We start from the raw sequence: 24,290 nt of genomic DNA on the forward strand, positions 1-24,290 counted from the left end.
TTCACCACCCCCGCTTCTCCATGCCGAGCCCGAACGCGTCCGCGGCCTGCCCGATGGTGAGGTACTGCCGCTCCGGGAACGAGTGCAGCAGCTCCAGCACCTCGTCGGGCGCGTGCCGATACTCGGCGTGCCGCAGCAGATCCTCCCTGGATGAGGGGAAAGAGGTGTCACTGACCCATTTGAAGAGCTCGGCGCCCTCGGTGTGCGTGGGGCCGCCGCCCCGGACCATGCCTTCCGTCTCGTGCTGCCGCTCCTCGTCAAGGCGGGGGCCGTGTTCGGCGCTGCCACGTTCCATGGTGGTCACTCCTCTCTAAGGCGACCTACCCCCGCTTTCATGGGCAAACATCGCGGCTGTGTACCCTGCCGAGGGTGTTCGATCCCGGTGTGAGAATCACCACCGCGCGGCTCGTGCTCCGGCCCTTCGGCATCTCGGACGCCGACCGGATCCGCTCGATCGTGCAGTCCGGTGCCCAGTTCCTGCCGCCCGGCACCCCGGGCAAGGCGTCGGGCATCGCACACTGGCTCAAGACCGGCGTGCACGAGCTGCGCCGCTCCGGGCAGGGCGTGCACCTGGCGATGGCCGACGCCGACGACCGCGTCGTGGGCGCCATCAGCCTGTTCAAGACCTCGTGGAGCGCGGGAACGACCGAGGTCGGGTACGGCGTGCACCCCCTCTACCGGGGTCGCGGGTTCGCGCCCGAAGCCGTCCGCGGGCTGGTCGACTGGGTCTTCGCCACAACGGAGCTGCGCAGGATCGACCTGACGGCCAACCTCGACAATCTCGCCTCGCTGCGCGTCGCCCAGAAAGCGGGCTTCACCTGGGAAGGCGTGCTCCGGGACGCCGCGATGGAGGACGACGGGCCGCACGATCTGGTGATCTTCGGCCTGCTGCGCGGCGACAGCCGCGCCCCGTCCGACACGCTGCCCCGCACCGAGCTGCGTACCTCGCGGCTACTGCTCAGGCCACCGGCCGAGGCCGACGTGCCGGACCTGGCGGCCACGGGCGCCGACCCGCTCACCCAGGCCGAGACCGGGCTGCCGCGCGGCTACACGGAGGCGGACGCCCGCGCGTTCATCGGCGCCGCCGAGCGGATCCGGACCAGGGGCCAGGGGATCGCCTACACCGTGGCGGAGCTGGCCGGCGGCCGTTTCGTGGCGAACGTGGACCTCAGGGACGCCGACTGGGCCAACAGGTCGGCGGAGGTCGGCTACATGACCGCGCCCTGGGCCCGCGGCCGGGGGTACGCGGGGGAGGCCGTGCTGGCGATCGCCCGCTGGCTGTTCGTCACGCAGGGCTTCGCACGGCTGCAGCTGCGGGCGGCGGTCACCAACGTGGCCTCGCAGCGGGTCGCGGAGAAGGCGGGCTTCGTCCGGGAGGGCGTGGCGCGCAACGCGCTTCTGGGGCGTGACCTGGTCGTCTACAGTCTCACTCCGGCCGATCTGGCCTGATGGATCTCGCCGGTCCGGCGGGCAGGACGGGGCGGTTCGGGCGGACAGGCACACCGGACAGGCGTTCGTACCCTTTGTGAAACACCTCGGCACCCGTCACCCTTAGTGGTGAGGCGGTGAGGCGCATGATCACGGTGGTCGGGTGGGACGGATCGGAGCTGTCGGCCAGGGCGGTCGAGCGGCTGCGCGGGGCGACGCTCGTGGTGGGGCCGGACGCCATCATCGGGCAGCTCAGGCTGACCGCTTCGGTCGTGGCCGACGGGTCGCTGCTCCAGACCCTCGACAATCACCTCGAACAGGGCGAGGGCGCCGCCGTGGTCGTCGCCGAGGGCGATCCCGGCTTCTTCGGCGTGGTGCGCAGGCTGCGCGCCCACGGGCTCAAGCCCGACGTGCTGCCCGCCACCTCACTCGTCACCCGCGCCTTCGCCTGCGCAGGGCTCAACTGGGAGGACGCGCTCGTCGTCGCCCCGGCCGGTCCGCACCAGCTCAACCGGGTCGTCAACGCCTGCCGGGCGCACCCCAAGGTGGCCCTGCTGGTCGCGCCCGGCGTCGGGCCCGGCGACATCGCCCGCGAGCTGGCGCCCACGACCCCGCGCGAGCTGATCGTCTGCGAGGACATCGGCGGGCCCGACGAGCGGGTCACCCACAGCCGCATGGGCGAGGCCACCACCCGGCCGTGGAAGGACCCCGACGTGGTGCTCGTCATCGACCCCCTCCACCAGACCAGGGAGCCCGGCTGGGTGGCGGGCGCGCAGCCGGGGCCGGCCGAATGGGCGCTGCCGTTCGCGTCCTCGATGCCGGCCGAGGTCAGGGCGTACATCCTGGCCAAGCTCGGCCCCCGGCTCGGCGACCTGGTCTGGGACGTGGGCGCGGGCTCCGGCGAGATCGCCGTCGAGTGCGCCCGGCTCGGCGCGGCCGTCGTGGCCGTCGAGCGGGACGAGGCGGCCTGCGCCCGGCTGCGCGCCAGCGTTCTCGAACACGGCGTCAAAGTGGCTCTGGCCAGGGGACAGGCGCCGCCCGCGCTCGAGCCGCTGCCCGATCCCGACGCGGTGTTCGTCGGCGGGGGCGGGGCCGACGTCATCGTGGCCTGCGCCGCCCGCCGGCCGCGCACGCTGGTCTGCGCGCTGAAGACGGTCGAACGGGTCTCCGCGGTGCTCGACCGGCTCCGCGAGCACGGCTATCGTGCCGAGGGCACGCAGATAATCGCCTCAAAGCTCACCATTCAGCCGGACGGATCGCATAGCCTGGCCGCGGCCGACCCTGTCTTCGTCGTACACGCGACCCCCTCGCGTGTGGCGTGACCTGTTTCAACCGGCACGCATCGGTTATCCTCGCGTGTCTTGCCTACGCACCGGAGATTCCCTCAATGAAGCCCCCGCTCCTGCTCATCGGGCAGGGCTCGAACGATGACGCCGACTCCGCCGAGTTCGGCAGGTTCGTCCACAGGCTCCGTTGCCGCCTGGACCAGCGGGCCGCCGACGTCTCCGGAGGCTATCTGGAGCGCGCCACGCCACGGGTCAGCGAGTCCGTCGCCTCTCTGGTCGCTCGCGGACACCACCGGCTGGTGGCGCTGCCGCTGAGCCTCAGCCGGGTGGGCGCGGAGTTCCCCGCCGCCATGGCCAGGGTGCAGGAACGCCACCCGACCCTCATGTGCGACTACGGCCGCCCGCTGGGGCCCGACCCCCGCGTGCTCGCGCTGCTGGCCGAGCGCCTCAACGACGCCGCCACCGAGATGCCCAAGCTGCGCCCGCTGGAGCTGGTCGGCGGCCGGCCGCGGCTGCGCGCCGTCGACTCGGCGGCCACCGAGCTGCCCCTCCACGTCGAGCCGGGAGAGACCGCGGTCGTCCTGGTCGGCGAGGGCTCCACCGACCCGGCGGCCAACGCCGAGATCCACCGCGTCTCGCGGCTGTTCTGGGAGACGCACGCCTACGACTTCATGACGGTCGAGACCGCCTTCGTCTCGGTCACGCCGCCCGGGGTGCCCGGCGGGCTCGAGCGCTGCCGCCGCCTGGGCGCCAAGCGGGTGATCGTCGTCCCGTACCTGCTGTTCGCGGGCGGGATGCTGGAGCGCGTGTGGGCGCAGGCGCTGGCCTACGGCGCCGGCCATCCCGATCTCGACATCCGTTGCGCCGAGGTGATCGGCGACTGCGAGACCCTGGCCGATGTCGTCATCGACCGTTACGAGGAAGCGCTCCAACTCGTCCCGTGACCCCCTACCCGGAGGTAAGCCGTGCTCGCTGAGACGCTCGCCGCGATTCGCCCCGCCGACCCGCGCGCCATCGCCGACGCTCGGGCCTACCAGGACCGTCTCACCAAGCCGCGCGGCTCGCTCGGCGCGCTGGAGGAGGTCGCGGTACGTCTGGCGGGCGCCGCGGGCACCACCCCGCCGCCCATGCCGGTCCCGGCGGCCTTGGCCATCTTCGCGGCCGACCACGGCGTCCACGCCCGCAACGTCACCCCGTGGCCGCAGGAGGTCACGATCCAGATGGTGGCCAACTTCCTGTCCGGCGGCGCGGTGGCCAACGCCTTCGCCAAGCAGGTCGGCGCGACGGTGACCGTGGTCGACGTGGGTGTCGCGGCGGACCTGCCCGACGCGCCGGGCCTGATGAAGCGCAAGATCGATTACGGCACGGCCGACCTGTCCGCGGGGCCGGCCATGACCGTGGATCAGGCCGTACAAGCGCTGGAAGCCGGCATCTCGGTGGCCCGCGAGCTGGTGGCGGGCGGCGCCCGCTGCCTGATCACCGGCGACATGGGCATCGCCAACACCACCGCCTCCGCCGCGCTGATCTCCGCCTTCACCGGCCGGGACCCGGCCGACGTGACGGGCCGGGGGACCGGGATCGACGACGAGACGCACGCCCGCAAGGTGAGCGTGATCCGTGAGGCGCTCCGGGTGAACGGCGTCAACTCCGTCATGTCCCTGCCCAACGACGCCCTGCGGGCCCTGGCCGCCGTGGGCGGGTTCGAGCACGCGGCGCTGGTGGGCTTCATCCTCGGCGGCGCCGCGGCCCGCGTGCCGCTGATCCTCGACGGGGTCATCGCCGGGGCGGCCGCCCTCGTGGCGGCGGCGCTCGACCCCGCCGCGCTGGACCACTGCGTCGCCGGGCACCGCTCGGCCGAGGTGGGCCACACCGCGGCCCTCGGCCATCTCGGCCTGCGCCCCATGGTGGACCTGGAGCTGCGGCTGGGGGAGGGCACCGGCGGGCTGCTGGCCTACCCGCTCGTCTGTGCCGCCGTACGCGTCATGCACGAGGTCGCCACCTTCGACTCGGCGGGAGTGACCGAAAAACACGTGTGATGATGGGGCCATGTCGAGATACGGCCCCATGTACGGTCCCGATGTCACCTTCCTCGGCGTCGAGCGGTGCGATGTCGGCGATCCCGCGACGTACGCGGGTGCCGACGTAGTGATCATCGGAGCTCCGTTCGACGGCGGCACCTCCAACCGTCCGGGCGCCAGGTTCGGCCCGATGGCCCTGCGCCAGGCCTGCTACCTGCCGCACGACGGCTCCAGGCCCAGCCTGGCCCTGCGCGTCGACGCGCTGCGGGACCTGCGCGTGCTCGACGCGGGCGACGTCGAGTGCTACTCCGGCGACGTCGAGTCCTCGCTGGCCGCCATCGAGGACGCGGTCCACCGCGTCGCCGCCTCCGGCGCCGTGCCGCTGGTCCTGGGCGGCGACCACACGGTCGCGCTGCCCGACGCCAGGGGCACCGCCAGGGCGTACGAGCCGGGCCGCACCTCGATGATCCACTTCGACGCGCACGCCGACACGGGCAACATCGCCTTCGGCCACCTGTACGGCCACGGCCAGCCCATGCGCCGCCTCATCGAGTCCGGCGCCATCCGCGGCGACCGGTTCCTGCAGATCGGGCTGCGCGGCTACTGGCCGGGTCCCGAGACGCTCGGCTGGATGGCCGAGCAGAACATGCGCTCGTACGAGATGACCGAGATCGTCACCCGAGGGCTCGAAGAGTGCCTGACGGAGGCGTTCGGGATCGCGCTCGACGCGTGCGACCAGATCTTCCTGTCCGTCGACATCGACGTCTGCGACCCCGGGCACGCCCCCGGCACCGGCACCCCCGAGCCGGGCGGGCTGTCGGCCAGGCAGCTCCTCGACTCGGTCCGGCGGATCTGCTACGAACTGCCGGTGGCCGGTATGGAGGTGGTCGAGGTGGCTCCGCCGTACGATCACGCGGACATCACCGCGTTCCTCGGGAACCGGGTTATCCTTGAGGCGCTGTCAGCGATGGCCAGACGCCGGAAGGACGATAATGGCGGGCCCCGCTGGGATCCTCACCAGCCGCTCCTTGACGGCCGATAAATCTCTCGGTAAGACCCGGTAGGTTTACCTCTTGACACACCAAGCTTCGCGAACGGGAGATTCCCCAGCATGGGCCCCTACCTCCTCGGCCTGCGGCTTTCCGGGCGCAGGGTCCTCGTCGTGGGCGGCGGGCGCGTCGCGCAGCGGAGGGTCCCCGCCCTACTGGAGGCAGGCGCCGAGGTCACCGTGGTGTCCACGAGCGTCACGCCCGCGCTCGACGACCTGATCGCCTCCGGCCGGGTCATCTGGCACGCGCGCCCCTACGAGGTCGGCGACTGCGACGGAGCCTGGCTCGTCCAGGCGTGCACCGACGACAAGTCCGTCAACACCGCCGTCGCGGCCGAGGCCGAGGCCAAGCGGATCTGGTGCGTGCGAGCCGACGACAAGGACGCCTCCGCCGCCTGGACGCCCGCCTCCGGGCGGGTGGACGAGATCACCGTGGCCGTGACCGCCGGCGGCGACCCGCGCAGGGCGGCCGGCATCAGGGACGCGGTCGTGGGCGCGCTGCGCGACGGCACGGTCGACGCCCGCCGCAGCCGCACCAAGCCCGTCGGCGTCGCCCTGGTCGGCGGCGGCCCCGGCGATCCCGGGCTGATCACCGTGCGCGGCCGGCAGCTCCTCGCGCAGGCCGACGTCGTGGTCGCCGACCGGCTCGCACCACGCGCCCTGCTCGACGAGCTGGCGCCCGACGTCGAGCTCATCGACGCCGCCAAGGTCCCTTACGGCAGGTCGCTGTCGCAGGAGACCATCAACGAACTGCTCGTCGACCGGGCCAGGCAGGGCAAGTTCGTGGTCCGGCTCAAGGGCGGCGACCCGTTCGTGTTCGGGCGCGGCGGCGAAGAGATGATCGCCTGTGCCCAGGCGGGCATCCCGGTGCTCGTGGTTCCCGGCATCACCAGCGCCGTGGCGGTGCCCGCCTCGGCCGGGGTCCCGGTGACGCATCGCGGGGTCAGCCAGGAGTTTCACGTGATCTCCGTGCACGTCGCGCCGGACGACGCCCGGTCGACCGTCGACTGGCCGGGGCTGGCCCGTTCGCAGGGCACGCTGGTGCTGATGATGGCCGTCGAGAGGCTGGCGAAGGTGGCCGAGGCACTCCTGAGAGATGGACGCCCTCCGGAGACTCCCGTAATGGTGGTACAGGACGGTACTCTTCCGACCCAGCGGGCGGTTGTGGCTCCACTTTCCAGCGTGGCCGACCGCGTGTCCGCGGCTGGTATACGGCCGCCGGCGATCGTCATCGTCGGCGACGTCGTAAGGGTCGGCCAGGAGGTCGAGATGGTTCGAGCGGAGCGTCTGCCGTGAACACGGCCATGGATGACGGGCGGCCGGAGTCGCCTGGGGAGCAGACGTTGAGCTTCCGCGCCTTCACGGACGAGTCCGCGGCGCCACCGGAGGCATCCGCGCCTGACGAGGAGACCCCCGTCCCGGCCTCGGCCTCGGAGCCGTCCGGCGAGCCGTCGGCGGAGCTCGGGGCGTCGTCGTCCGGCGATGAGCCCTCTGACGAGCCTGAGGCGCCGTCCGATGAGCGCTCTTTGGACGAGCCTGAGGCATCGTCTGACGAACGCTCTTTCGACGAGCCTGAGGCATCGTCCGATGAGCACTCTTTCGAGGAGGCTCAGGCGCCGTCCGACGAGTCTGCGGCGTCATCTGACGAGCAGCCGTCTGACGAGCCCGAAGCGCTGTCTGACGAGGTTGACGCGCCGTCTGGCGAGCAGCCGTCTGACGAGCCCGAGGCGCCGTCTGACGAGGAGGCTCTCGGCGGTGCCGAGGCGTCGTCCGACGATGAGCCTGCGGGCGATGCCGAGGCGTCGTCGGAGGAGGAGCCTGAGGCGTGGGCCGAGCTGGCCGAGTTGGCCGCGCCCGCGGATGATGAGGGTGCGGGCGATGAGGCCGCGGGCGACGAGCCTGCGGACGACGAGCCTGCGGACGACGAGCCTGCGGACGACGGCCTTCGCCTCGCCGATGACGAGCCTGAGGGGTCGGCGGACGTCCGCCCGGAGCCGTCCGCGTGGCACTTCCCGGACCCGCAGGCCGAACAGGACTCGGACGACGCGCAGGCCGTACACGCTGAGTCTGCTGAACCTGCTGTGCCGGCTGAGCCCGCGGAGCTCGTCGGCGCCGAGCAAGCCGCGGTTGAGCGGCCCCCCGTCCGGCGGGTCGAGCCCCTGCCCCCCGAGATGGTCGCCGCGCTGACGGCGGCGCTCGACGCGCTCCGCGAGAGCGTGTCCGACCTGCGGTTCGGCCTGGACCTGCCGGGCGCGGCCGAGGCCAGGCAGGCCCGCGCCGACCTGCTCGCCCAGCTCAAGGACTACGTGCTCCCGAGAGTACGGACGAACACCGCGCCCGCCCTCATCGTGGTCGCGGGCTCGACCGGCGCGGGCAAGTCCACGCTGGTCAACTCCCTGGCCGAGAAGAACATCTCCCGCACCGGCGTACGACGGCCCACCACCGGCATCCCCGTGCTGGTCTGCCACCCGGACGACCGGCAGTGGTTCACCAAGGGCGACCTGCTCGGCGGCATGCGGCGGATCGACAAGCCGTCGCCCGAGGACGGCATCGGCAGCCTGGTCGTGGTCGCGACCGAGAAGCTGCCGCAGGGCGTCGCACTGCTCGACACCCCCGACATCGACTCGGTCGTCGAGGAGCACCACGAGATCGCCCACCGCATGCTCGACGCCGCGGACCTGTGGATCTTCGTGACCACCGCCGCCCGCTACGCCGACGCCCCCGCCTGGAACCTCCTGCGGCTGGCCAAGGAGCGCGGCGCCCGGCTGGCCATCGTGCTCTCGCGCGTCCAGCCCAAGGCGCGGGAGGTCGTGCTGAAGCACTTCGTCCGGATGCTCACCGAATACGGCTTGGGCGAGGTCGACCGGTTCGTCATCGGCGAGACGAAGGTCGTCGACGGCAGGCTGCCCGATCATGAGATGACCGATCTGCGCCTCTGGCTGGCCGAGCTCTCCGTCGACGAGGACCGCCGCGCGCAGGCCGTACACGAGACGCTCAACGGTGTGCTCGACAGCTTCCGCACCCGCGTCCCCGCCCTGGCCAGGCATCTGGAGGGGCAGGTCGCGTTCCGTACCGAGCTGCGCGCCGACGTGGAGGCGGCCTACATGAGCGCGCTCGCCGAGATCGACAAGGCGACCAGGAACGGCATGCTCGTCCACGGTGAGGTGCTGGCCCGCTGGCAGGACTTCGCCGGGTCCGGCGACCTCATGCGCACGATCCAGTTCCGCAAGCGGGGCAGGTCGGGCAGGCAGGCGCCCGAGCGCGTCACCGCGTTCCGCTCGGCGCTGCGCGCCGGTCTGGAGTCGGTGATCGTCGCCGCCGCCCACCGCGCCGCCGAAGAGGTGGTCGCCCGCTGGCGGCACCGCTCGGAGCTGGGCGGCACGATCGGCGCGGGCCTCGAACGACCTTCCGACGAGCTCGTACGGCATGCCACCCGGGCCATCGCGGCCTGGCAGGAGCACGTCACCGAGCTCGTACGCACGGAAGGTGTGGCCAAGCGGTCGGTGTCCAAGTTCGTGTCGTTCGATGCCGACTCGCTATCGTTGATCTTCATGGTTGCGATGTTCAGCGGCGGCACCGTCGAAGGCGTGCCGCATCGGCTGGTCAATGCCCTGCTCGGCGCCGAGTCGCTGCGCGGCATCGGCGCCAAGGCGCTCAGTGACCTGCGAGCCAGGATCGGCATGCTGTTCGACGAGGAATCCATGCGTTACGTGCAAGCGCTCGACTCGGCCGGGATACCCGACGAGTCCACCGCGACCCGCCTCTACCAGGCGACGTACAACCTCGAGGTCGCTCGATGACCGCCGTCACCACCAGGCCGGGCCTGGCTCCGCGGCTGACCGCCCTGACCAAGATCGTTGAACTTGGCCCCGGGCGGCTCGACCAGAAGGTGCTCTCCGAGGCAAGCGCGCTGCTGACCCGGGCCGGCGAACGGCTCAAGCTGTCGTCGGAGCACACCGTGGTCGCCCTCGCCGGCGGCACCGGCAGCGGCAAGTCGTCGCTGTTCAACGCGATCTCCGGGCTGGAGCTCTCGCCCACGGGCGTACGCAGGCCCACCACGGCCCGTACCCACGCCTGCGTGTGGGGGCTGGAGGGCGCCGCGCCGCTGCTCGACTGGCTGCAGATCCAGTGGCGCCACCGCTTCGCCCGCGCCAGCGCGCTGGACAAGGGTGAGAGCCAGCTCCACGGCCTGATCCTGCTCGACCTGCCCGACCACGACTCGATCCGGGCGCTCACCGACACCGAGGCCGACCGGCTCATCGGCCTGGCCGACCTGGTGGTGTGGGTGCTCGACCCGCAGAAGTACGCCGACGCCTCCACGCACCGGCGCTATGTCACCGACCTGGCCGGGCACGACGCGATGACCGTGTTCGCGCTCAACCAGGCCGACAAGCTGTCGACCGAGGAACTCGCCGAGCTGGTCATCGACCTCAACGACCTGCTCCGCCGCGAAGGCGTCGAACATCCCAGCGTGGTGCCCACCTCGGCGGTCAGCGGCCGGGGCATCGACAGCCTCAAGAGCGTCATCTCGGGCGCGGTCAGCCGGCGGCGGGCGGCCATCCACAAGCTCGAAGCCGACCTGCGCCGGCTGGAGCGGCGCTTGACCGAGACCATGCCGGTCGGCGAGGCCCTCTCCGCGCCGGCGTCGGTCGACGAGGCCCGCAGGCTCGGTCTGACGGACGCGCTCTGCGACGCCGTGGGCGTTCCGGCGGTGGGCGAGGCCATGGAGAACGTCTACGCCGAGCGGTCGAGCCGCTGGGTGGGCTGGCCGTACCCGCGCTGGCTGGCCAAGTTCCGGCCGGACCCGCTCAAGTCACTGCGCCTGGACGATGTCAGCGACGAGATCCGCGGCATCACGACCGGCTCGGTGAGCGCGCAGGCCGCCGAGGTGTCCAACGCCGTCCAGGCACTCGCCGACGGGCTGACGGTCGGGATGCACCCGGTGTGGCGTACGGCGGTGCACCGCGCGGCCCGCTCCCGCTCCAGCCAGCTGCCCAAGGTGCTGACCGAGGACCTCACGGAGGTCGCGCCCGAGCTCGACCGGGTGCCGGGTTGGTGGCGGATACTGAAGATCTGGCAGTACTTCCTGGTCGGGGCCTTCGTCGGCGGGCTCGCCTGGCTGACGGTGGGACTGACCGTCCCCGGCCAGCTCCCCGCGTCCCTCCAACTGCTCGGCGACAGCGCCGCGCTGCCCTGGGTGGGGCTGATGATGGCTTCCGTACTGGGGTTGGGGGCGCTGTCAGGCATCGCGTCACGCAACTTCGTCGTGCTCGGGGCATCGAGGGAACGCGAACGCCTGGAACGGGAGATGCGCCGACGGGTGGCCGCGGTGTCGGAGACCATGGTGGTGGAGCCGGTGGAACGCGAACTGGGCCGCCACCACGCTTTCTACAGCGCGATGCGCGGGCTGTCCGGCTGACTCCTGTGTGGGCGGGGCCGCTTTCTCTTCAGGGTGCTGTGCGTGGTCGGCTTCGGGAACGCCTCGCCTGACCTCTTTCCGGGGCAGCCGCCTCGTGCAGGGGCAGCCGCCGCAGGGGCGGTTTCGTTCTACGGCCAGTTCGTTCTACGGGCAGTCGCCGCAGGGGCGGCTTGGTTCAAGGACAGCCGCCGCAGGGGTGACTTCGTCCATGGGCAGTCACCTCAGAGCAGGTGGCTTCGGTGGTGGCTTCGTCCACAGGCAGTCGTCCTCAAGATGCCCCTGTCCACAGAACCCCGTTCGGCCCCTCCCGCCCGTCCTCGCCTGAGGCACCGTATTCCCAGGTCGCGGGCACCCCGCCCGCCACAGGGGAGGCAACGGGATGAACGACATCTACATCACGCTCACTGGCAACGTCGCAGCAGAGCCACGGCAATACAGCTTCGACGACGGGGCCAGGGTGACCTCACTCCGGGTGCTCACCACCCACCGATACTTCGACAAGAAGACCGGACAGTGGGCCGATGGGGAGCGGGTGTGCTTCGCGGTCCGCTGCTGGCGGACCCTCGGTGACAACGTCGCCAAATCCGTGCAGGTAGGACAGCCCGTGGTCGTCTCCGGCAAGCTCCGCATCAGAGAGTTCGGCCCCGAGGGCGACCGGCGCTTCATGCCCGAGGTCGAGGCCAACTCGGTGGGCCACGACCTGCGCTGGGGCACGGGCGTCTTCGCCAAGCCGGAGCGCGGCGGCGGCACCGGCTCGGTGAGCAAGGAGATGCGCGACCGCCTGGACGAGGAAACCCAGGACTGGGCCCTGGGCGCCAAGCCCGTTCCCGACCGCCGCACGGCAACCCGCGCAGATGCCTGGGTGGCAGAAGGCTCCGCACCCCGCGTCGCGGAGGACCAGAAGCGCGGCCCTGACCGTCCGACGGAGCCGCGAGCCCTGACGGACGAGGCGATGGCATCGGGGGACCACACGGCATCACAGCAGGCTCGCCCGACTTCACCGCCCCCTGCGTTTGGGGAGAGCGGCACCGTCGAGGAGGGGCGTGCGCCGACTTACACCATCAAGGACCAGATATCCGCCAGCGTGCTCGGCACCGGGTCCCGTCGTGCTCGCCCACTCGAAAGCACCACTACGGCAGAGGTCCCCAAGCAGAGTGGCCCCGCAGCCACCAGGCAGCCCAGCGCCAAGCAATCCGCCTCTTCACCGAGCACCACCTCACCCACCGGTGATTCGTCAACTGACTCTGCACCCACAGACGCCGCGTCAACGGTTGCGGCGTCAATGGGCTCTACGCCAACCGGCGCCGCGTCAGCAGGCGGCGCATCATCCGGTTCCACGCCAACCGGCGCCACGTCAGCAGATGCGGCGTCAGCAGGTGCCGCATCATCTGGCTCTGCATCTGGCTCTGCGCCGACCAGCACCGCGCTGCGGGGTGCGGCGTCAACGAGGTCCCAGTCCCGAGGTGCTCTGTCTCCGGCAGCCCGCCCGGGCGGCGGCGCGACCGTACGAATCCTGGGTGCTGACGACAACGAGACCGAGGCGGAGGACGCTGGTTGGCCGACGGAGGAGCGAGCAGCAGCCTAGCGAGCGAGGAGCGAACAGCGGCCTAGCCGGCGAGGAGGGGACAGCGGCGTAGCTGGCGAGGATCGACCGGCGGCCTAGCGGGTTCTGCGGCACAACGGCTCACGCATGAGCGGAGCATCGGTCTATCAAGCCGGTGCCCGCTCATGCGCCCGCAGGTGAGCGGGAAGGAAGGGAGGGGTCACCGACCGTACGCGGTGATGCCATGAAGCCCCACGGGGTGGCACCGAAAATTCGGCCGATGGTGTTGCCGGGTGTCAGATGGCTAGAGCGTCTCTCAGGTCCAGGTCACGCCCTGCACCATGGCTGCTCCTTTCCAGCACGGTCCGCTCGCGGAGTGAGCGGGTCATTCGCCGACTACAGCACGTATGTGGTCACAACGTCAAACGTAGTTGGTTCCCATCGCGCAAGGCACACTCCGCAATTAATGTGTTACACATCGTTAGTCAGGGAGGGGACGAGATGGCGGCGACCAGTCACGCCTCGGTCAAGCCTCGCAACGGTGTTTCAACACTGGCCGGACGTTGGCCGCTGCTCGGACAACGGCGTCCGCTTCTTTACTACCTGAGCGGGATCGTCATCCTGAATCTCGCCGCAACCATCTTTTTCACGACATCTACCGAACTCCGATGGCCGCAACTGCTGACGTTCGCCGCTCTCATGGGCTGCGGCGCGGTCTGCATCGAGGCCACCAGGCGTCTGGGCATGCCTGCCGGTGTCTCCCGCGACCTGCTGTCGGCGTGGTGGTTGCCGGTGGCGTTGCTGCTGCCGCCGGCCTACTCGCTGTTCGCGCCGATCGTGCTGCAGGTCCTGCTGCAATGGCGGGTCCGTGCGACGGTCCTCTATCGCCGGGTGTGCAGCGCGGCGGTCATCGGGCTGGCTGCCTGTACGGCGTCCGTGACGTTCCACTGGCTCGTACCCGACTCGGCGGTGCTCTCGCGGGGCAGCGGGCCCCCGATCCTCTTCGCGATCGGCTCCGCCGTGCTCTTTGCCCTGCTCAACACCATCCTGATCGCGATCGCGGCACACACCGCCAACCCCGACATCTCCTGGCGAGAGGTGCTCTGGAACAGGGAGAACGTGCTCCTCGACGTCGTGGAGCTCTGCCTCGGCGTCACGGTCGCGATCGCCTGCGGGCTCAACCTCGCCCTCTTGCTCCTCGCCCTGCCGCCGGTCGTCCTGCTCCAGCGCAGCCTCCTGCACGCCCAGCTCCAGGCGGCGGCCCGCACCGACGCCAAGACCGGTCTGCTGAACGCCGCCGCCTGGCAGCGAGAGGCCGACACCGAGATCGTCCGCGCCCGCCGCACCGGCGAGACGCTCGCCCTCCTGATCATCGACATCGACCACTTCAAACGGGTCAACGACACCCATGGCCATCTGGCCGGCGACCAGGTCCTCGTCGGCGTAGCGGCCACCCTCCGCAGCCAACTGCGCGACTACGACGTGGTGGGCCGCTTCGGTGGAGAGGAGTTCGTGGTCCTCCTGCCCCGCGCCGACATCCACGAGGCCCGCCGAGTGGCCGAACGCCTCCGCTACTGCATCGGCCGCATGTCCGTCCCAGCGGACGACGCGATGATCTCTGTCACCATCTCGGCAGGCGTGGCCCTGATGAGCGTCCACGGCGACGACCTGATCGAACTCCTCGCCGCCGCAGACTTGGCGCTGTACCGCGCCAAAGAACTCGGCCGCGACCGCGTCTGCGTCCCCGTCATCCAACCATCCCCACCCGCCCTCCCCGAAGACCCCGCCGCCTGACGCCCTCCCCAATCCCCCGTCGCCTGATGTCCTCTTGGAATGCCAGCTGCCTGGTCGTCGTACTGGGCTTCGGTGGGCTGCTGCCTGATGTCCTTCTGGGAGATCGTCGTGTGGCGTCGCACCGGACTTCTGCGGCCCGCTGCCTGGTGTCCTCCTGAAGAGGCCGTCGTCTGACGTCGAACCCGCAATCCTCCAGCCCGCATCTGAACCCAGCGCCTAAGCCAGGGGTTTGTCTGCGTCCTTCTGACTATTGCTATACGCCGAGGCAGTACGTACACTTCGTCAAGTACGTACTTTACGATAACGCCGGAGTTCGCATTTGATGGAGCCGCAGGAGGCCGAGTTCGTCGACCGAATGGGCCTGGTCATGGAGCGTTTGGGCGGGACGCGGACGATGGGCCGTCTGTATGCGTGGCTGATGATCTGCGACCCCTCGCAGCAGTCGCTCACTGATCTGGCCGCGCAGCTCGGGGTGAGCAAGACCGCGATCAGCACGGTGGCCAGACAGCTGGAGGGCGCCGGGATGATCGAGCGCGTTCCCACCTCAAGCCGTGAGCACCGTTACCAGGTGGCAGGCGGGGGATGGGAACACGTCCTGAGGGTTCAGTTGGGCGGGGTGGGGTTCGGCCTGGAGACGTTGGACTTCGGGTTGTCGATCGTCGGCAAGGGCCAGACCGACCAGCGGGCGCGGCTGGAGGAATCCCGGGAGTTCTTCGCCTTCATCGAGCACGACACGAACGAATTCCTTCTGCGCTGGCAGGACTATCGCGAGAAGTCGGGTCACGACGAGGATCGGAGCGCTAAATGAACACGGGAAGGGTCCACTTCAGCGGCATGCCGATGAGGGAGTGATCTGGACATTGTCGGCACTCTCTACCTGTGGACGTGCGAGAGCCGCTCGCCACGGACGATCCCCGGCGACCACCACGTGAGCGATGGAACCCTCACCTCGCATGCGGAGAGCATGTGCCCTTCATCACGCACCGCCACGGGACCAACGTATTTCCTTAGGTTCCCGGCATCGCCGAACGAACAAGGCGCCGACGCACGAACAACGCGCCGCCGCACGCTTCACGTATAACAGCACGATCCACGTACCACCGTAAAATAGGGCTCTACCGCACGACGGCTGCTGTGACGGAACCCGGTCTCCGATTCCAGATCGCGCCGAGTCCCCTCCGGCGAGCAGCCGTACAACGTATTTCCATATATTTCCGGCCCCGCCCCACAGTTCATGCCTTACCGCAGGACCCCGCACCACGGCAGGACCTCTGCACTTCCACAGGATCCCGGCCCACCGCAGGATCCGGTACGGCGCTACCACTTCCGCTTCCGCTATCGGCCCAGGCGCCCTGCGCCAGGGCGTCTGGAACGTGGTCAGCGATCACCGGTCTCTGCTCTAAGCGCGCCGATGCCACGGATTCGCGCCAACCGCGCATCTCCATGGAGATCGTGGTGGAGTCCACCGCGATGTCGCGCCGGGATCCAGCACGGATGCAACCGCACGCGTCTCTCCGCTGGGGTGCTCGCCGCAGCGGTCAAAGACAGGCGGCCGTATGTAGACGGCCGCATCTAACCTCGGGCCGTCCCCGGGCGGCCAGGGCAGTACATCTCGATCTTTCAGGAATCGATCCACAGCCGAAACGGATCTACTACCAAGGGAGAGGCGATGGCCGACATCGTCGAGAGGTACAACATCCCCAAACAGCACTTCTGGCTGCACGGGCCGCGATCGGGTCAGCCGGTCGAGTATGACGCCGACATGGGAATGTGGAACGTCTACGGCTACCCGGAACTGCAGGAGGTCCTCGGAGACCCGGCGACGTTCTCCTCCGACACCATGCGGGTCATCCCCAAGGGCCTGATGCCGGCCGCCGAGGAATTCTCGATGGAGGGTTTCATCACCCAGATCGACCCGCCGGAGCACGGCAAGCTGCGCAAGCTGGTCAGCAGCGCCTTCACCCGTAAGGTCGTCGCGGATCTCGAGCCGAGGATCGCCGCCCTCACCCACGAACTGCTCGACGCGGCGCAAGAACGTGGCGAGCTGGAACTCGTGACCGATCTGGCCTACCCGCTTCCGGTCATCGTCATCGCCGAACTGCTGGGTGTACCCAGCAGCGATCGCGCCCTGTTCAAGCAGTGGGCCGATGCGCTGTTCCAGCGTGACGCCAAGATCTCACTCGCCAAGCCCACAGAAGAACAGAACGTGGCCATTCAGGCCACACTACGACCGTGGCATGAAATGTCCGCCTATCTCGCTGGCCACGCCGCAGAGCGCAAACGACAGCCGCGCGCCGACCTGCTCACCAAGCTGGTCGAGGCCGAGGTGGACGGCGAGCGCCTGCCCGACGCCCAGGTGGTCAACTTCGCGATCATCCTCCTGCTCGCCGGACACATCACCACGACGATGCTCCTCGGCAACACGGTGCTCTGCCTGGACGCCTTTCCCGAGCAGCAGGACAAGGTACGGGCCGACCGCGCCTCGGTCCCGGCCGTCATAGAGGAATCTCTCCGCTTCTTCACCCCGTTCGCCGCCCTCGGCCGCTCCACCACCCGCGAAGCCGTACTCGGCGGTGTGACGATACCGGCCGATCAACTGATCATGGTCTGGCCCGGACCGGCCAACCGAGACCCTCGTCAGTTCCCCAACCCCGACGTCTTCGACCCTGGTCGCGACCCCAACCCGCATCTCGCCTTCGGCCGCGGCATCCACTTCTGCCTGGGCGCCCCCTTGGCCCGGCTGGAGGGACGGGTCGCCCTGAACATCCTGCTCGACCGGTTCAACCCCCTGCGCACCGATCCGAACGACCCCGTGGCGTTCATGCCCACGCCGACCATGACAGGAGTGCGCCGCCTTCGATTGATCTGACCATTTGCGCGCGGGGTCACTGGGTCGGGGTGCGCAAACAACTCGTCGAGTACGGCATCCCGCGCGCCGACGGTCAGTTAGGGGTGTGTCCGGGGAGGAGTACGGCATTCCGCGCCAATGGTCGGCCAGGGGGTGTGTGCAAGGAGAGGTCAGGATCCCGCGCGTCGGCGGTCGGCTAGAGGGTGTGCGGGGAGGAGGAGGACGGTATCCGGCGCGTCGGCGGTCGGCCAGGGGGTGTGTGCGGGGATGCGATCCAGCTGGTGAAGCCGGGTGTGGTGGCCGACATCACCCGTGGCTGGCCTGGCCTGGCGGATCCGACGACGATCATCCGTGCCGACCGCCCCAAGGAGTTGGGGCTGCGGTGTGCCGATCTCGGGTTGTGGTGCGGCGGACGAGGTCGCCTCCGTGGCGACAGCCCGAGTTCGGGATCACGCCGGCTGCTGATGGCAGACCCCCTGCGGAGCCCGGCCGCACCGATCGTCAGCTGGCGTGTACGTCGCGCAGGGCCCGGCCACGCCGATCGGCACGGGGCGCATACGGCGTACAGGAAGAGGTTCCAGACGGCCGACTGCGCAACGCGGCGGTGGACGACGGCGGAACAGGCCGTCCTTCTCCTGAGCGCTCGCCCTCCTGAGCGCTCGCCGGACATGGATCCCAACGACCGAAGCTGTCGCCGGACATGGATCCCAACGCTCGAACCTATTGCCGGACATGGAGCCCAACGTCCGAAAACTGTGGCCGGAGATCGCCCACTATCCGATGTCGCGCCCGCCATCTCATGACCGTCCGGTGGAGCGGCGGAAGCCCGGGTCGAGAGCCCCTAAGCTAGATGCCATGCCGGAGTACATCTATACGCTGCAGCGCGTGCGCAAGGCGCACGGCGACAAGGTTGTCCTTGACGACGTCACGCTGTCGTTCCTGCCCGGAGCCAAGATCGGCGTCCTGGGCCCGAACGGCACCGGAAAGTCGACGCTGCTCCGGATGATGGCCGGCCTGGAGCAGCCGTCCAATGGCGACGCCAAACTCATGCCGGGTTTCACCGTGGGCATGCTCCAGCAGGAGCCCCCGCTCAACGAGGAGAAGACCGTCCTGGGCAACGTCCAGGAGGGCGTGGCCGAGACGCTGGAGATGCTCGAGCGCTACAACGCGATCGCCGAGCAGATGGCCACCGACTACAGCGAAGAGCTGCTCGCCGAGATGGGCAAGCTGCAGGACCAGCTTGAGCACCGCAACGCGTGGGACGTCGACAGCCAGCTCGAACAGGCCATGGACGCCCTGCGCTGCCCGCCGCCCGACGCCGACGTGACCACGCTGTCCGGTGGTGAGCGCCGCCGCGTCGCCCTGTGCAAGCTGCTGCTGGAGGCGCCCGATCTCCTGCTGCTCGACGAGCCCACCAACCACCTCGACGCCGAGAGTGTGCAGTGGCTGGAGCAGCACCTGGAGAAATACGCGGGCACTGTCCTCGCCGTCACCCACGACCGCTACTTCCTCGACAACGTCGCCGGGTGGATCCTGGAGCTCGACCGCGGCCGCGCCTACGCCTACGAGGGCAACTACTCCACCTACCTGGAGGCCAAGACGCAGCGCCTCAAGGTCGAGGGGCAGAAGGACGTCAAGCGTAAGAAGCGCCTCGAGGACGAGCTGGAGTGGGTCCGCTCCAACCCGAAGGCCCGCCAGACCAAGAGCAAGGCGCGTCTGCAGCGCTACGAGGAGATGGCGGCCGAGGCCGACAAGCACCGCAAGCTCGACTTCGATGAGATTCAGATCCCGCCGGGCCCGCGTCTCGGCACCACGGTGATCAGGTCCGAGGACCTCACCAAGGGGTTCGACGACCGGGTGCTCATGGAGAAGCTGACGTTCGACCTGCCGCGTAACGGCATCGTCGGCATCATCGGCCCCAACGGCGTCGGCAAGACCACGTTGTTCCGCATGGTCACCGGTAGTGAGACGCCCGACAGCGGTTCGATCGTCGTCGGCGACACCGTCAAGATCTCCTACGCCGATCAGAGCCGCGGCGGCATCGACCCGAACAAGAACGTCTGGGAGGTCGTCTCCGACGGGCTCGACCACATCAAGGTCGGCAACGTCGAGATGCCGTCCCGCGCCTACATCGCGGCGTTCGGTTTCAGGGGCCCCGACCAGCAGAAGAAGGCCGGCGTCCTGTCGGGCGGCGAGCGTAACCGCCTCAACCTGGCGCTCACCCTCAAGCAGGGCGGCAACGTCCTCCTGCTCGACGAGCCCACCAACGACCTCGACACCGAGACGCTCTCCTCGCTGGAGAACGCGCTCCTCGACTTCCCGGGCTGCGCGGTCATCACCTCGCACGACCGGTGGTTCCTCGACCGCATCGCCACGCACATCCTGGCGTGGGAGGAAGGGTCGAACTGGTTCTGGTTCGAGGGCAACTTCGCCGACTACGAGAAGAACAAGATCGAGCGTCTGGGCGCGGACGCCGCCCGCCCGCACCGGATCACCTACCGCAAGCTCCACCGCGACTAACTTCCGCACCCGGCCCGGGAGTGTTTGGGGTTTCCTCGACACTCCAGGCCCGGACCGCTTTTCCGATCTTGTACGCCCAGCTCGGTGAGCCGCGCCCCCGTGCGGGGCGCGTGCCGCTCGTCGTGGCTGGGCGTTTTTTCAGCCAGCATTTACGGCAGGCCCGGTGAGCCCCACCCTCTGTGCGTGGCTGGGGTCTGTCCAGGGACACGCTCCTCCGGTGGAGGTGGCTGGGCGCCGTGACGTGCGCACGGTTGGCCCTCTGGGTGCTGACCCCGACCCCGTGGATGCGGCGGCACCTGTCCACGAGGCGGCAGGCACCGGCACCCTGGAGAGCGCGGCGGACAGCTCGGTCGTCTCCGGACTCCCCTGCTCGTCACCCTCGGCCCCCGGAGGACAGCCGTCTTGGGCCTCCCCGAGCGCGGTCGTCCTTTCGGTCTTCCGTCTGTTGAGGGTGATCAGGCTTCGGTGTTCCGGAGCGCGGTCGTCCGTTCGGTCGGTCGAGGGCGGTCGTTTTCCGTCCGCCGAGGCCGGTCAGCCTCCGGTCTTCCCGGCCTCGGTCGTCCCTTCGGTCGCCCGGGCCCGATCATCGCCTCGGCCCGCCCAAGAGGGTCAGCCTTCGGCCTCCCCAGGGCGGTCAGCCTTCGGCCTCTCCCAGAGCGACGGCTACAGGGGTGCGGGCGGGGCGGCGCCATGGGCCGTTGAACAGGACGATCGCCGGGATGAACAGGATCAGGCAGCCGAGCGAGATGAACAGCCAAGTCTGCCAGTTCGTAGCCTCCACCACGCGTGGGATGGTGACCAGGCCGATCACGGCGATGCCCTTGGAGAGGAAGCCGAACAGCCCCCAGGCCGTGCCCTGCAAACGCGGGTCGGCGTCCTCCGCGTCCTCCGAGTAGTTGGCCATCCAGGGTGCGTACGCCACACCTAGCGAGCCGCCGAGCAGCGCCCCCACCAGCATGAGGGTGCCCGTCGAGACGCCTTCCTGCCCGAGCGCGACGGCGAGGTAGGCGGTGACGAGTACCGCGGCGATCGTGCCGCAGAGCGAGAACGGCTTGCGTAGCTGTGTGCGGTCCGAGAGGCGCCCGGTGATGATCAGTGTGATCAGGTTCAGGCTCCAGAACGCCGCCATGATCGTGGACGCCTGGGCGGTGCTGATGCCGAGCGCCCCGACGAGCATCGTCTGCCCGAACAACGACAGCGTGATGTAGAGCACCAGCCAGAGCGAGATGCCCACCACGTGCGCCCAGATGTTGCGCCTGGCGAACAGCGAGCGGAGGCGGGCCGGCTGGCTCAGGTCGACGACCTGGGTGGCGGCCTGTTCGGTGTGCTGGATCCTGGCCCGCAGCTCGGGGGAGAGGTCGGCGATGTTGAAGGCGATGACGAACGAGATCACCAGCGAGAAGCAGCCCATGATGACGAACTGCGAGCGCCACGAATCGTGGAAGATCGGCAGCGTCCAGCCCGCGATGGCCGCGGCCAGGAAGTTGGCGCCGACCGGTCCTCAGGTCCAGAAGCCGAACGCCTGCGCCCGGCCGAGCCGCGGCGAGAAGTCGCGGACCAGAGGCGCAGTGCTGGCCATCGCCACGCCGTCCACGAACGCCAGCAGGATGCGGGCCAGCAGCAGGTCGCGCGGGCTGTGCACGAGTGTCATGACGAAGCAGCAGACGGCGGTCAGCATCATCAGGGGCACCAGCAGCCGTACCCGGCCGAGCCGGTCGGTGAGCCGTCCGCCCAGGATGGAGGCGATCGCGCCGGCGATGGCCGCGGCGCCCGACACGGCGCCGTAAGTGGCCAGGGTCATGTGCAGGTCCTTGAGCAGCAGCGGGACCACCGGCGCGATCTGCGCCTCATAGGAACCGATGAGGATGGCGAGCACGGCCATCGTGAGGATCTTCATGCGTCGGGCGCCGGTGGGGTACTCGTCGAGTTCGCGGACGTAGGACAGCCTCATGACTCGCCTCTCTCGTCGTACAGGCCCCCGTCATGAGTTCTAGAAGGTAGCTCTAGAATCCATTTCTGAAATGCTGCTCCTCACAACGCCCCACGTCAAGAGTGCGGGTCGCTCCGCTAAGATCTAGAATAGAATTCTAGGAAGGGAGTCGGTGTGGACCTCGAACTGGACGGGCTAGAGGTGACCTTCGACCACACGGCCGTGGCGGCGCCCCGCATCCGGGACCTGCTGCCGATCTATCGCGACCTGCTCGGAGGCCGCCACCTGGGCGGCGGTGGCGACAACCGTTCAAGTGGCTACCGCACTCTGCAGCTCACGTACGCGGGTGGCGGCAAGGTCGAGCTGATGGAGCCGCTGGCCGGGTCGGACTTCTTCGACAGCTTCTTCGAGCTGACCCGCGGCAGAGGCGGCGTCCACCACCTGAACTTCCACGTCAACGACCTCGACGCCGCCGTGGCCAGGCTGACCGAGCGGGGCTACCGGCTCCACGGCCTGAACGTTCGCGACCAGCGCTGGCGTGAGGTGTTCCTGCATCCCAAGGAGGCGCACGGCGTGCTGATCCAGCTGGCCCAGGCGGGACCCCGTGGCGGGGAGTCCCGGCCTTCGTTGGACGACGTGCTTGACGGCCGCGGTCGCAACGGCAACGGGATTCCCAGCCCTTGAGATTCACCCGAATCTAAATCTAGAGTGTCATTCTAGAACCAGATTGGGGAGGCCGATGAAGCCCGTGCCGAAGCCCACGCCGGAGACGCAGCCCTTCTGGGACGGCACGGCGGCCGGAGAGCTCAGGATCCAGCGCTGCCGGGCGTGCGCGCGGCACTACTTCTATCCACGGCCCGGCTGCCCGCACTGCGGCTCCGCCGATGTGGAGTGGGTGCGGGCCAGCGGCCGCGCGACTCTCTACTCGTACGTGATCAACCACCGTCCCGCGCCCGGCTTCGAGGACGACGGTCCGTACGCGATCGCCGTCGTGGAGCTGGCGGAGGGGGTACGCATGATGACCAACATCGTCGGCGTCGAGGTCGTCCCCGAAAACCTGCCACTGGACCTGAGCCTCCGTGTGGTCTTCGAGCGGCGCGGCGACGTGCACGTGCCGCTCTTCGAACCGACGGAAGCGGCCGGCCCCAGAGACCGGCCCGAGCGACCAGCCGAAGCGACCGGCCGGAGCAACCCTGGACCGACCGGATGAACCCGGCGGGAGCCACTGGATGAACCAGGCAGGAGCGACCGCATGAACATCGTGATCGCCGGCGCGGCCGAGACCGACGAGGTGGGCCGCCTGCCGTACCACTCGACCATGGGACTGCACCTGGAGGCGGCGCGCAACGCGCTCGCCGACGCGGGGATGACCAAGGACGACATCGACGGCCTCGCCACCGTGGGCACCCCGGGGCCGGTGCAGATCGCCCACGCGCTCGGCGTCACACCCGCCTGGCTCGACGGGACCGGCGTGGGCGGGTCGTCGTTCCTCTTCCATGTACGGCATGCGGCCGCGGCGATCCGCGCCGGGCTCTGCCGCACCGTGTTGATCACCCACGGCGAGTCGGGACGGTCCCGGGTCGGCGCGGCGCGGTTCGGGATGGGGGCCGACTCGTTGCTGGGGCAGTTCGAGCTGCCGTACGGGGTGGCGGGGCCGCCGACGCTGTTCACCCTGACGGCGCTGCGGTACATGAAGGAGACCGGGCTCCCGCACGAGCAGCTGGCCGAGGTGGCGGTCGCGCAGCGGAGGTGGGCGCACCTCAATCCGCGCGCGATGTACCAGGAACTGATCACGGTCGAGGACGTGCTGGCGTCTCGGCTGGTGGCCTACCCGTTCCACCTGCTGGAGTGCTGCCTGGTGACGGACGGGGGCGGCGCGCTGATCGTCACCTCCGAGGATCGGGCCAGGCGCGACCCGGTCCACCTGCTCGGCTCGGGCGAGGCGGCCGACTCTCCGATCATCTCGCAGATGGAGGATTTCACCACGTCCAAGGCGTTCCGGCTGTCGGGGGAGTCGGCCTTCGCCGAGGCCAAAATCTCGCATGAGGATGTGGACCATCTGATGGTGTACGACGCTTTTGCGCACGTGCCGATCTACGGGCTGGAGGATCTGGGCTTCGTCGGGCGGGGCGAGGCGGGGGCGTTCATCGCCGAGGGGCACACGTCGCCGGGCGGTCGGCTGCCGCTCAACACCAACGGGGGCGGTCTCTCGTACACGCATACCGGGATGTACGGGATGTTCGCCATCCAGGAGGCGGTCCGGCAGCTCCGCGGGGAGGCCGCCGCCCAGGTGCCGGGGGTGGAGGTGAGCGTGGTGCTGGGCAACGGCGGCATGTTCGCCACCGCTGCCACCTTGGTCCTGTCGAACCGGCTGCCATGACCGACCCGGCCCCGCCGAACCGGCCTCCGTGACGGACGTCCGCAGTCCCGTCCGGCTGCCCTGACGGGCGCCTGCG

General features: G+C 69.6%; 18 protein-coding genes and 1 pseudogene. 16 read left to right on the forward strand and 3 right to left on the reverse strand.

Annotated features, from left to right (window positions below; genetic code table 11):
• Window position 1: 1 nt before the first annotated feature.
• The gene (locus LDL49_RS19465; protein ID WP_225292505.1) at window positions 2-295 is read right to left on the reverse strand and encodes a DUF2795 domain-containing protein; all 294 of its coding nucleotides are present in this window, start codon (window positions 293-295) and stop codon (window positions 2-4) included.
• A gap of 89 nt (window positions 296-384) precedes the next feature.
• On the opposite strand from LDL49_RS19465, the gene LDL49_RS19470 reads away from it, so the two are divergent.
• The 6 genes from LDL49_RS19470 to cobA all read left to right on the forward strand — a co-directional run bounded on the left by LDL49_RS19470 (window position 385) and on the right by cobA (window position 7,076).
• Complete coding sequence (locus tag LDL49_RS19470; RefSeq protein WP_225292506.1) at window positions 385-1,449, forward strand: GNAT family N-acetyltransferase; 1,065 nt, start codon at window positions 385-387, stop codon at window positions 1,447-1,449.
• A 125-nt stretch (window positions 1,450-1,574) separates the two neighbouring features.
• A complete protein-coding gene (locus LDL49_RS19475; RefSeq protein ID WP_225292507.1) occupies window positions 1,575-2,750 on the forward strand; it encodes a bifunctional cobalt-precorrin-7 (C(5))-methyltransferase/cobalt-precorrin-6B (C(15))-methyltransferase in 1,176 nt (391 codons plus the stop codon).
• Between the two features lie 65 nt (window positions 2,751-2,815).
• Entirely contained in the window at window positions 2,816-3,658 is an 843-nt protein-coding gene (locus LDL49_RS19480) for a sirohydrochlorin chelatase (protein ID WP_225292508.1), read from the forward strand.
• Between the two features lie 21 nt (window positions 3,659-3,679).
• Window positions 3,680-4,750, forward strand: coding sequence for a nicotinate-nucleotide--dimethylbenzimidazole phosphoribosyltransferase (gene cobT, locus LDL49_RS19485; protein WP_225292509.1), 1,071 nt, complete (start codon window positions 3,680-3,682; stop codon window positions 4,748-4,750).
• Window positions 4,751-4,760: 10 nt separating this feature from the next.
• Window positions 4,761-5,774 carry an agmatinase gene (speB, locus tag LDL49_RS19490; protein ID WP_225292510.1) on the forward strand — a complete coding sequence of 338 codons (1,014 nt, stop codon included), beginning with the start codon at window positions 4,761-4,763 and terminating at the stop codon, window positions 5,772-5,774.
• 69 nt (window positions 5,775-5,843) lie between these two features.
• Entirely contained in the window at window positions 5,844-7,076 is a 1,233-nt protein-coding gene (gene cobA / locus LDL49_RS19495) for a uroporphyrinogen-III C-methyltransferase (RefSeq protein WP_225292511.1), read from the forward strand.
• A gap of 341 nt (window positions 7,077-7,417) precedes the next feature.
• Here the strand turns inward: cobA and LDL49_RS19500 are convergent, their stop codons facing one another.
• Entirely contained in the window at window positions 7,418-7,840 is a 423-nt protein-coding gene (locus LDL49_RS19500; protein ID WP_225292512.1) for a hypothetical protein, read from the reverse strand.
• Between the two features lie 21 nt (window positions 7,841-7,861).
• Between LDL49_RS19500 and LDL49_RS19505 the strand changes: the two genes are divergently transcribed.
• The 7 genes from LDL49_RS19505 to ettA all read left to right on the forward strand — a co-directional run bounded on the left by LDL49_RS19505 (window position 7,862) and on the right by ettA (window position 19,904).
• Window positions 7,862-9,580: a GTPase gene (locus tag LDL49_RS19505; RefSeq protein WP_225292513.1), complete on the forward strand. Its 1,719-nt coding sequence runs from the start codon at window positions 7,862-7,864 to the stop codon at window positions 9,578-9,580.
• Window positions 9,577-11,199 carry a GTPase gene (locus LDL49_RS19510; RefSeq protein WP_225292514.1) on the forward strand — a complete coding sequence of 541 codons (1,623 nt, stop codon included), beginning with the start codon at window positions 9,577-9,579 and terminating at the stop codon, window positions 11,197-11,199. Before LDL49_RS19505 ends, LDL49_RS19510 begins: the two co-directional genes overlap by 4 nt.
• Before the next feature lie 379 nt (window positions 11,200-11,578).
• A complete protein-coding gene (locus LDL49_RS19515; RefSeq protein ID WP_225292515.1) occupies window positions 11,579-12,784 on the forward strand; it encodes a single-stranded DNA-binding protein in 1,206 nt (401 codons plus the stop codon).
• A gap of 459 nt (window positions 12,785-13,243) precedes the next feature.
• Entirely contained in the window at window positions 13,244-14,536 is a 1,293-nt protein-coding gene (locus LDL49_RS19520) for a GGDEF domain-containing protein (RefSeq protein WP_225292516.1), read from the forward strand.
• Window positions 14,537-14,858: 322 nt separating this feature from the next.
• A complete protein-coding gene (locus tag LDL49_RS19525) occupies window positions 14,859-15,344 on the forward strand; it encodes a GbsR/MarR family transcriptional regulator (RefSeq protein ID WP_225292517.1) in 486 nt (161 codons plus the stop codon).
• 861 nt (window positions 15,345-16,205) lie between these two features.
• The gene (locus LDL49_RS19530; RefSeq protein ID WP_225292518.1) at window positions 16,206-17,405 is read left to right on the forward strand and encodes a cytochrome P450; all 1,200 of its coding nucleotides are present in this window, start codon (window positions 16,206-16,208) and stop codon (window positions 17,403-17,405) included.
• Between the two features lie 834 nt (window positions 17,406-18,239).
• Complete coding sequence (gene ettA / locus LDL49_RS19535) at window positions 18,240-19,904, forward strand: energy-dependent translational throttle protein EttA (protein ID WP_225292519.1); 1,665 nt, start codon at window positions 18,240-18,242, stop codon at window positions 19,902-19,904.
• 634 nt (window positions 19,905-20,538) lie between these two features.
• Here ettA and LDL49_RS19540 read toward each other — a convergent pair.
• A pseudogene (locus LDL49_RS19540) lies at window positions 20,539-21,855 on the reverse strand (MFS transporter).
• Window positions 21,856-22,008: 153 nt separating this feature from the next.
• On the opposite strand from LDL49_RS19540, the gene LDL49_RS19545 reads away from it, so the two are divergent.
• The 3 genes from LDL49_RS19545 to LDL49_RS19555 are packed head-to-tail and all read left to right on the forward strand — an operon-like array spanning window position 22,009 to window position 24,214.
• Window positions 22,009-22,518, forward strand: coding sequence for a VOC family protein (locus LDL49_RS19545; protein WP_225292520.1), 510 nt, complete (start codon window positions 22,009-22,011; stop codon window positions 22,516-22,518).
• Window positions 22,519-22,573: 55 nt separating this feature from the next.
• Complete coding sequence (locus tag LDL49_RS19550; protein ID WP_225292521.1) at window positions 22,574-23,044, forward strand: Zn-ribbon domain-containing OB-fold protein; 471 nt, start codon at window positions 22,574-22,576, stop codon at window positions 23,042-23,044.
• Window positions 23,045-23,086: 42 nt separating this feature from the next.
• The gene (locus LDL49_RS19555; protein WP_225292522.1) at window positions 23,087-24,214 is read left to right on the forward strand and encodes a thiolase C-terminal domain-containing protein; all 1,128 of its coding nucleotides are present in this window, start codon (window positions 23,087-23,089) and stop codon (window positions 24,212-24,214) included.
• Window positions 24,215-24,290: the final 76 nt, after the last annotated feature.

The sequence above is a fragment of the Nonomuraea aurantiaca genome, from assembly GCF_020215705.1.
GTDB classification, from domain to species: domain Bacteria; phylum Actinomycetota; class Actinomycetes; order Streptosporangiales; family Streptosporangiaceae; genus Nonomuraea; species Nonomuraea aurantiaca.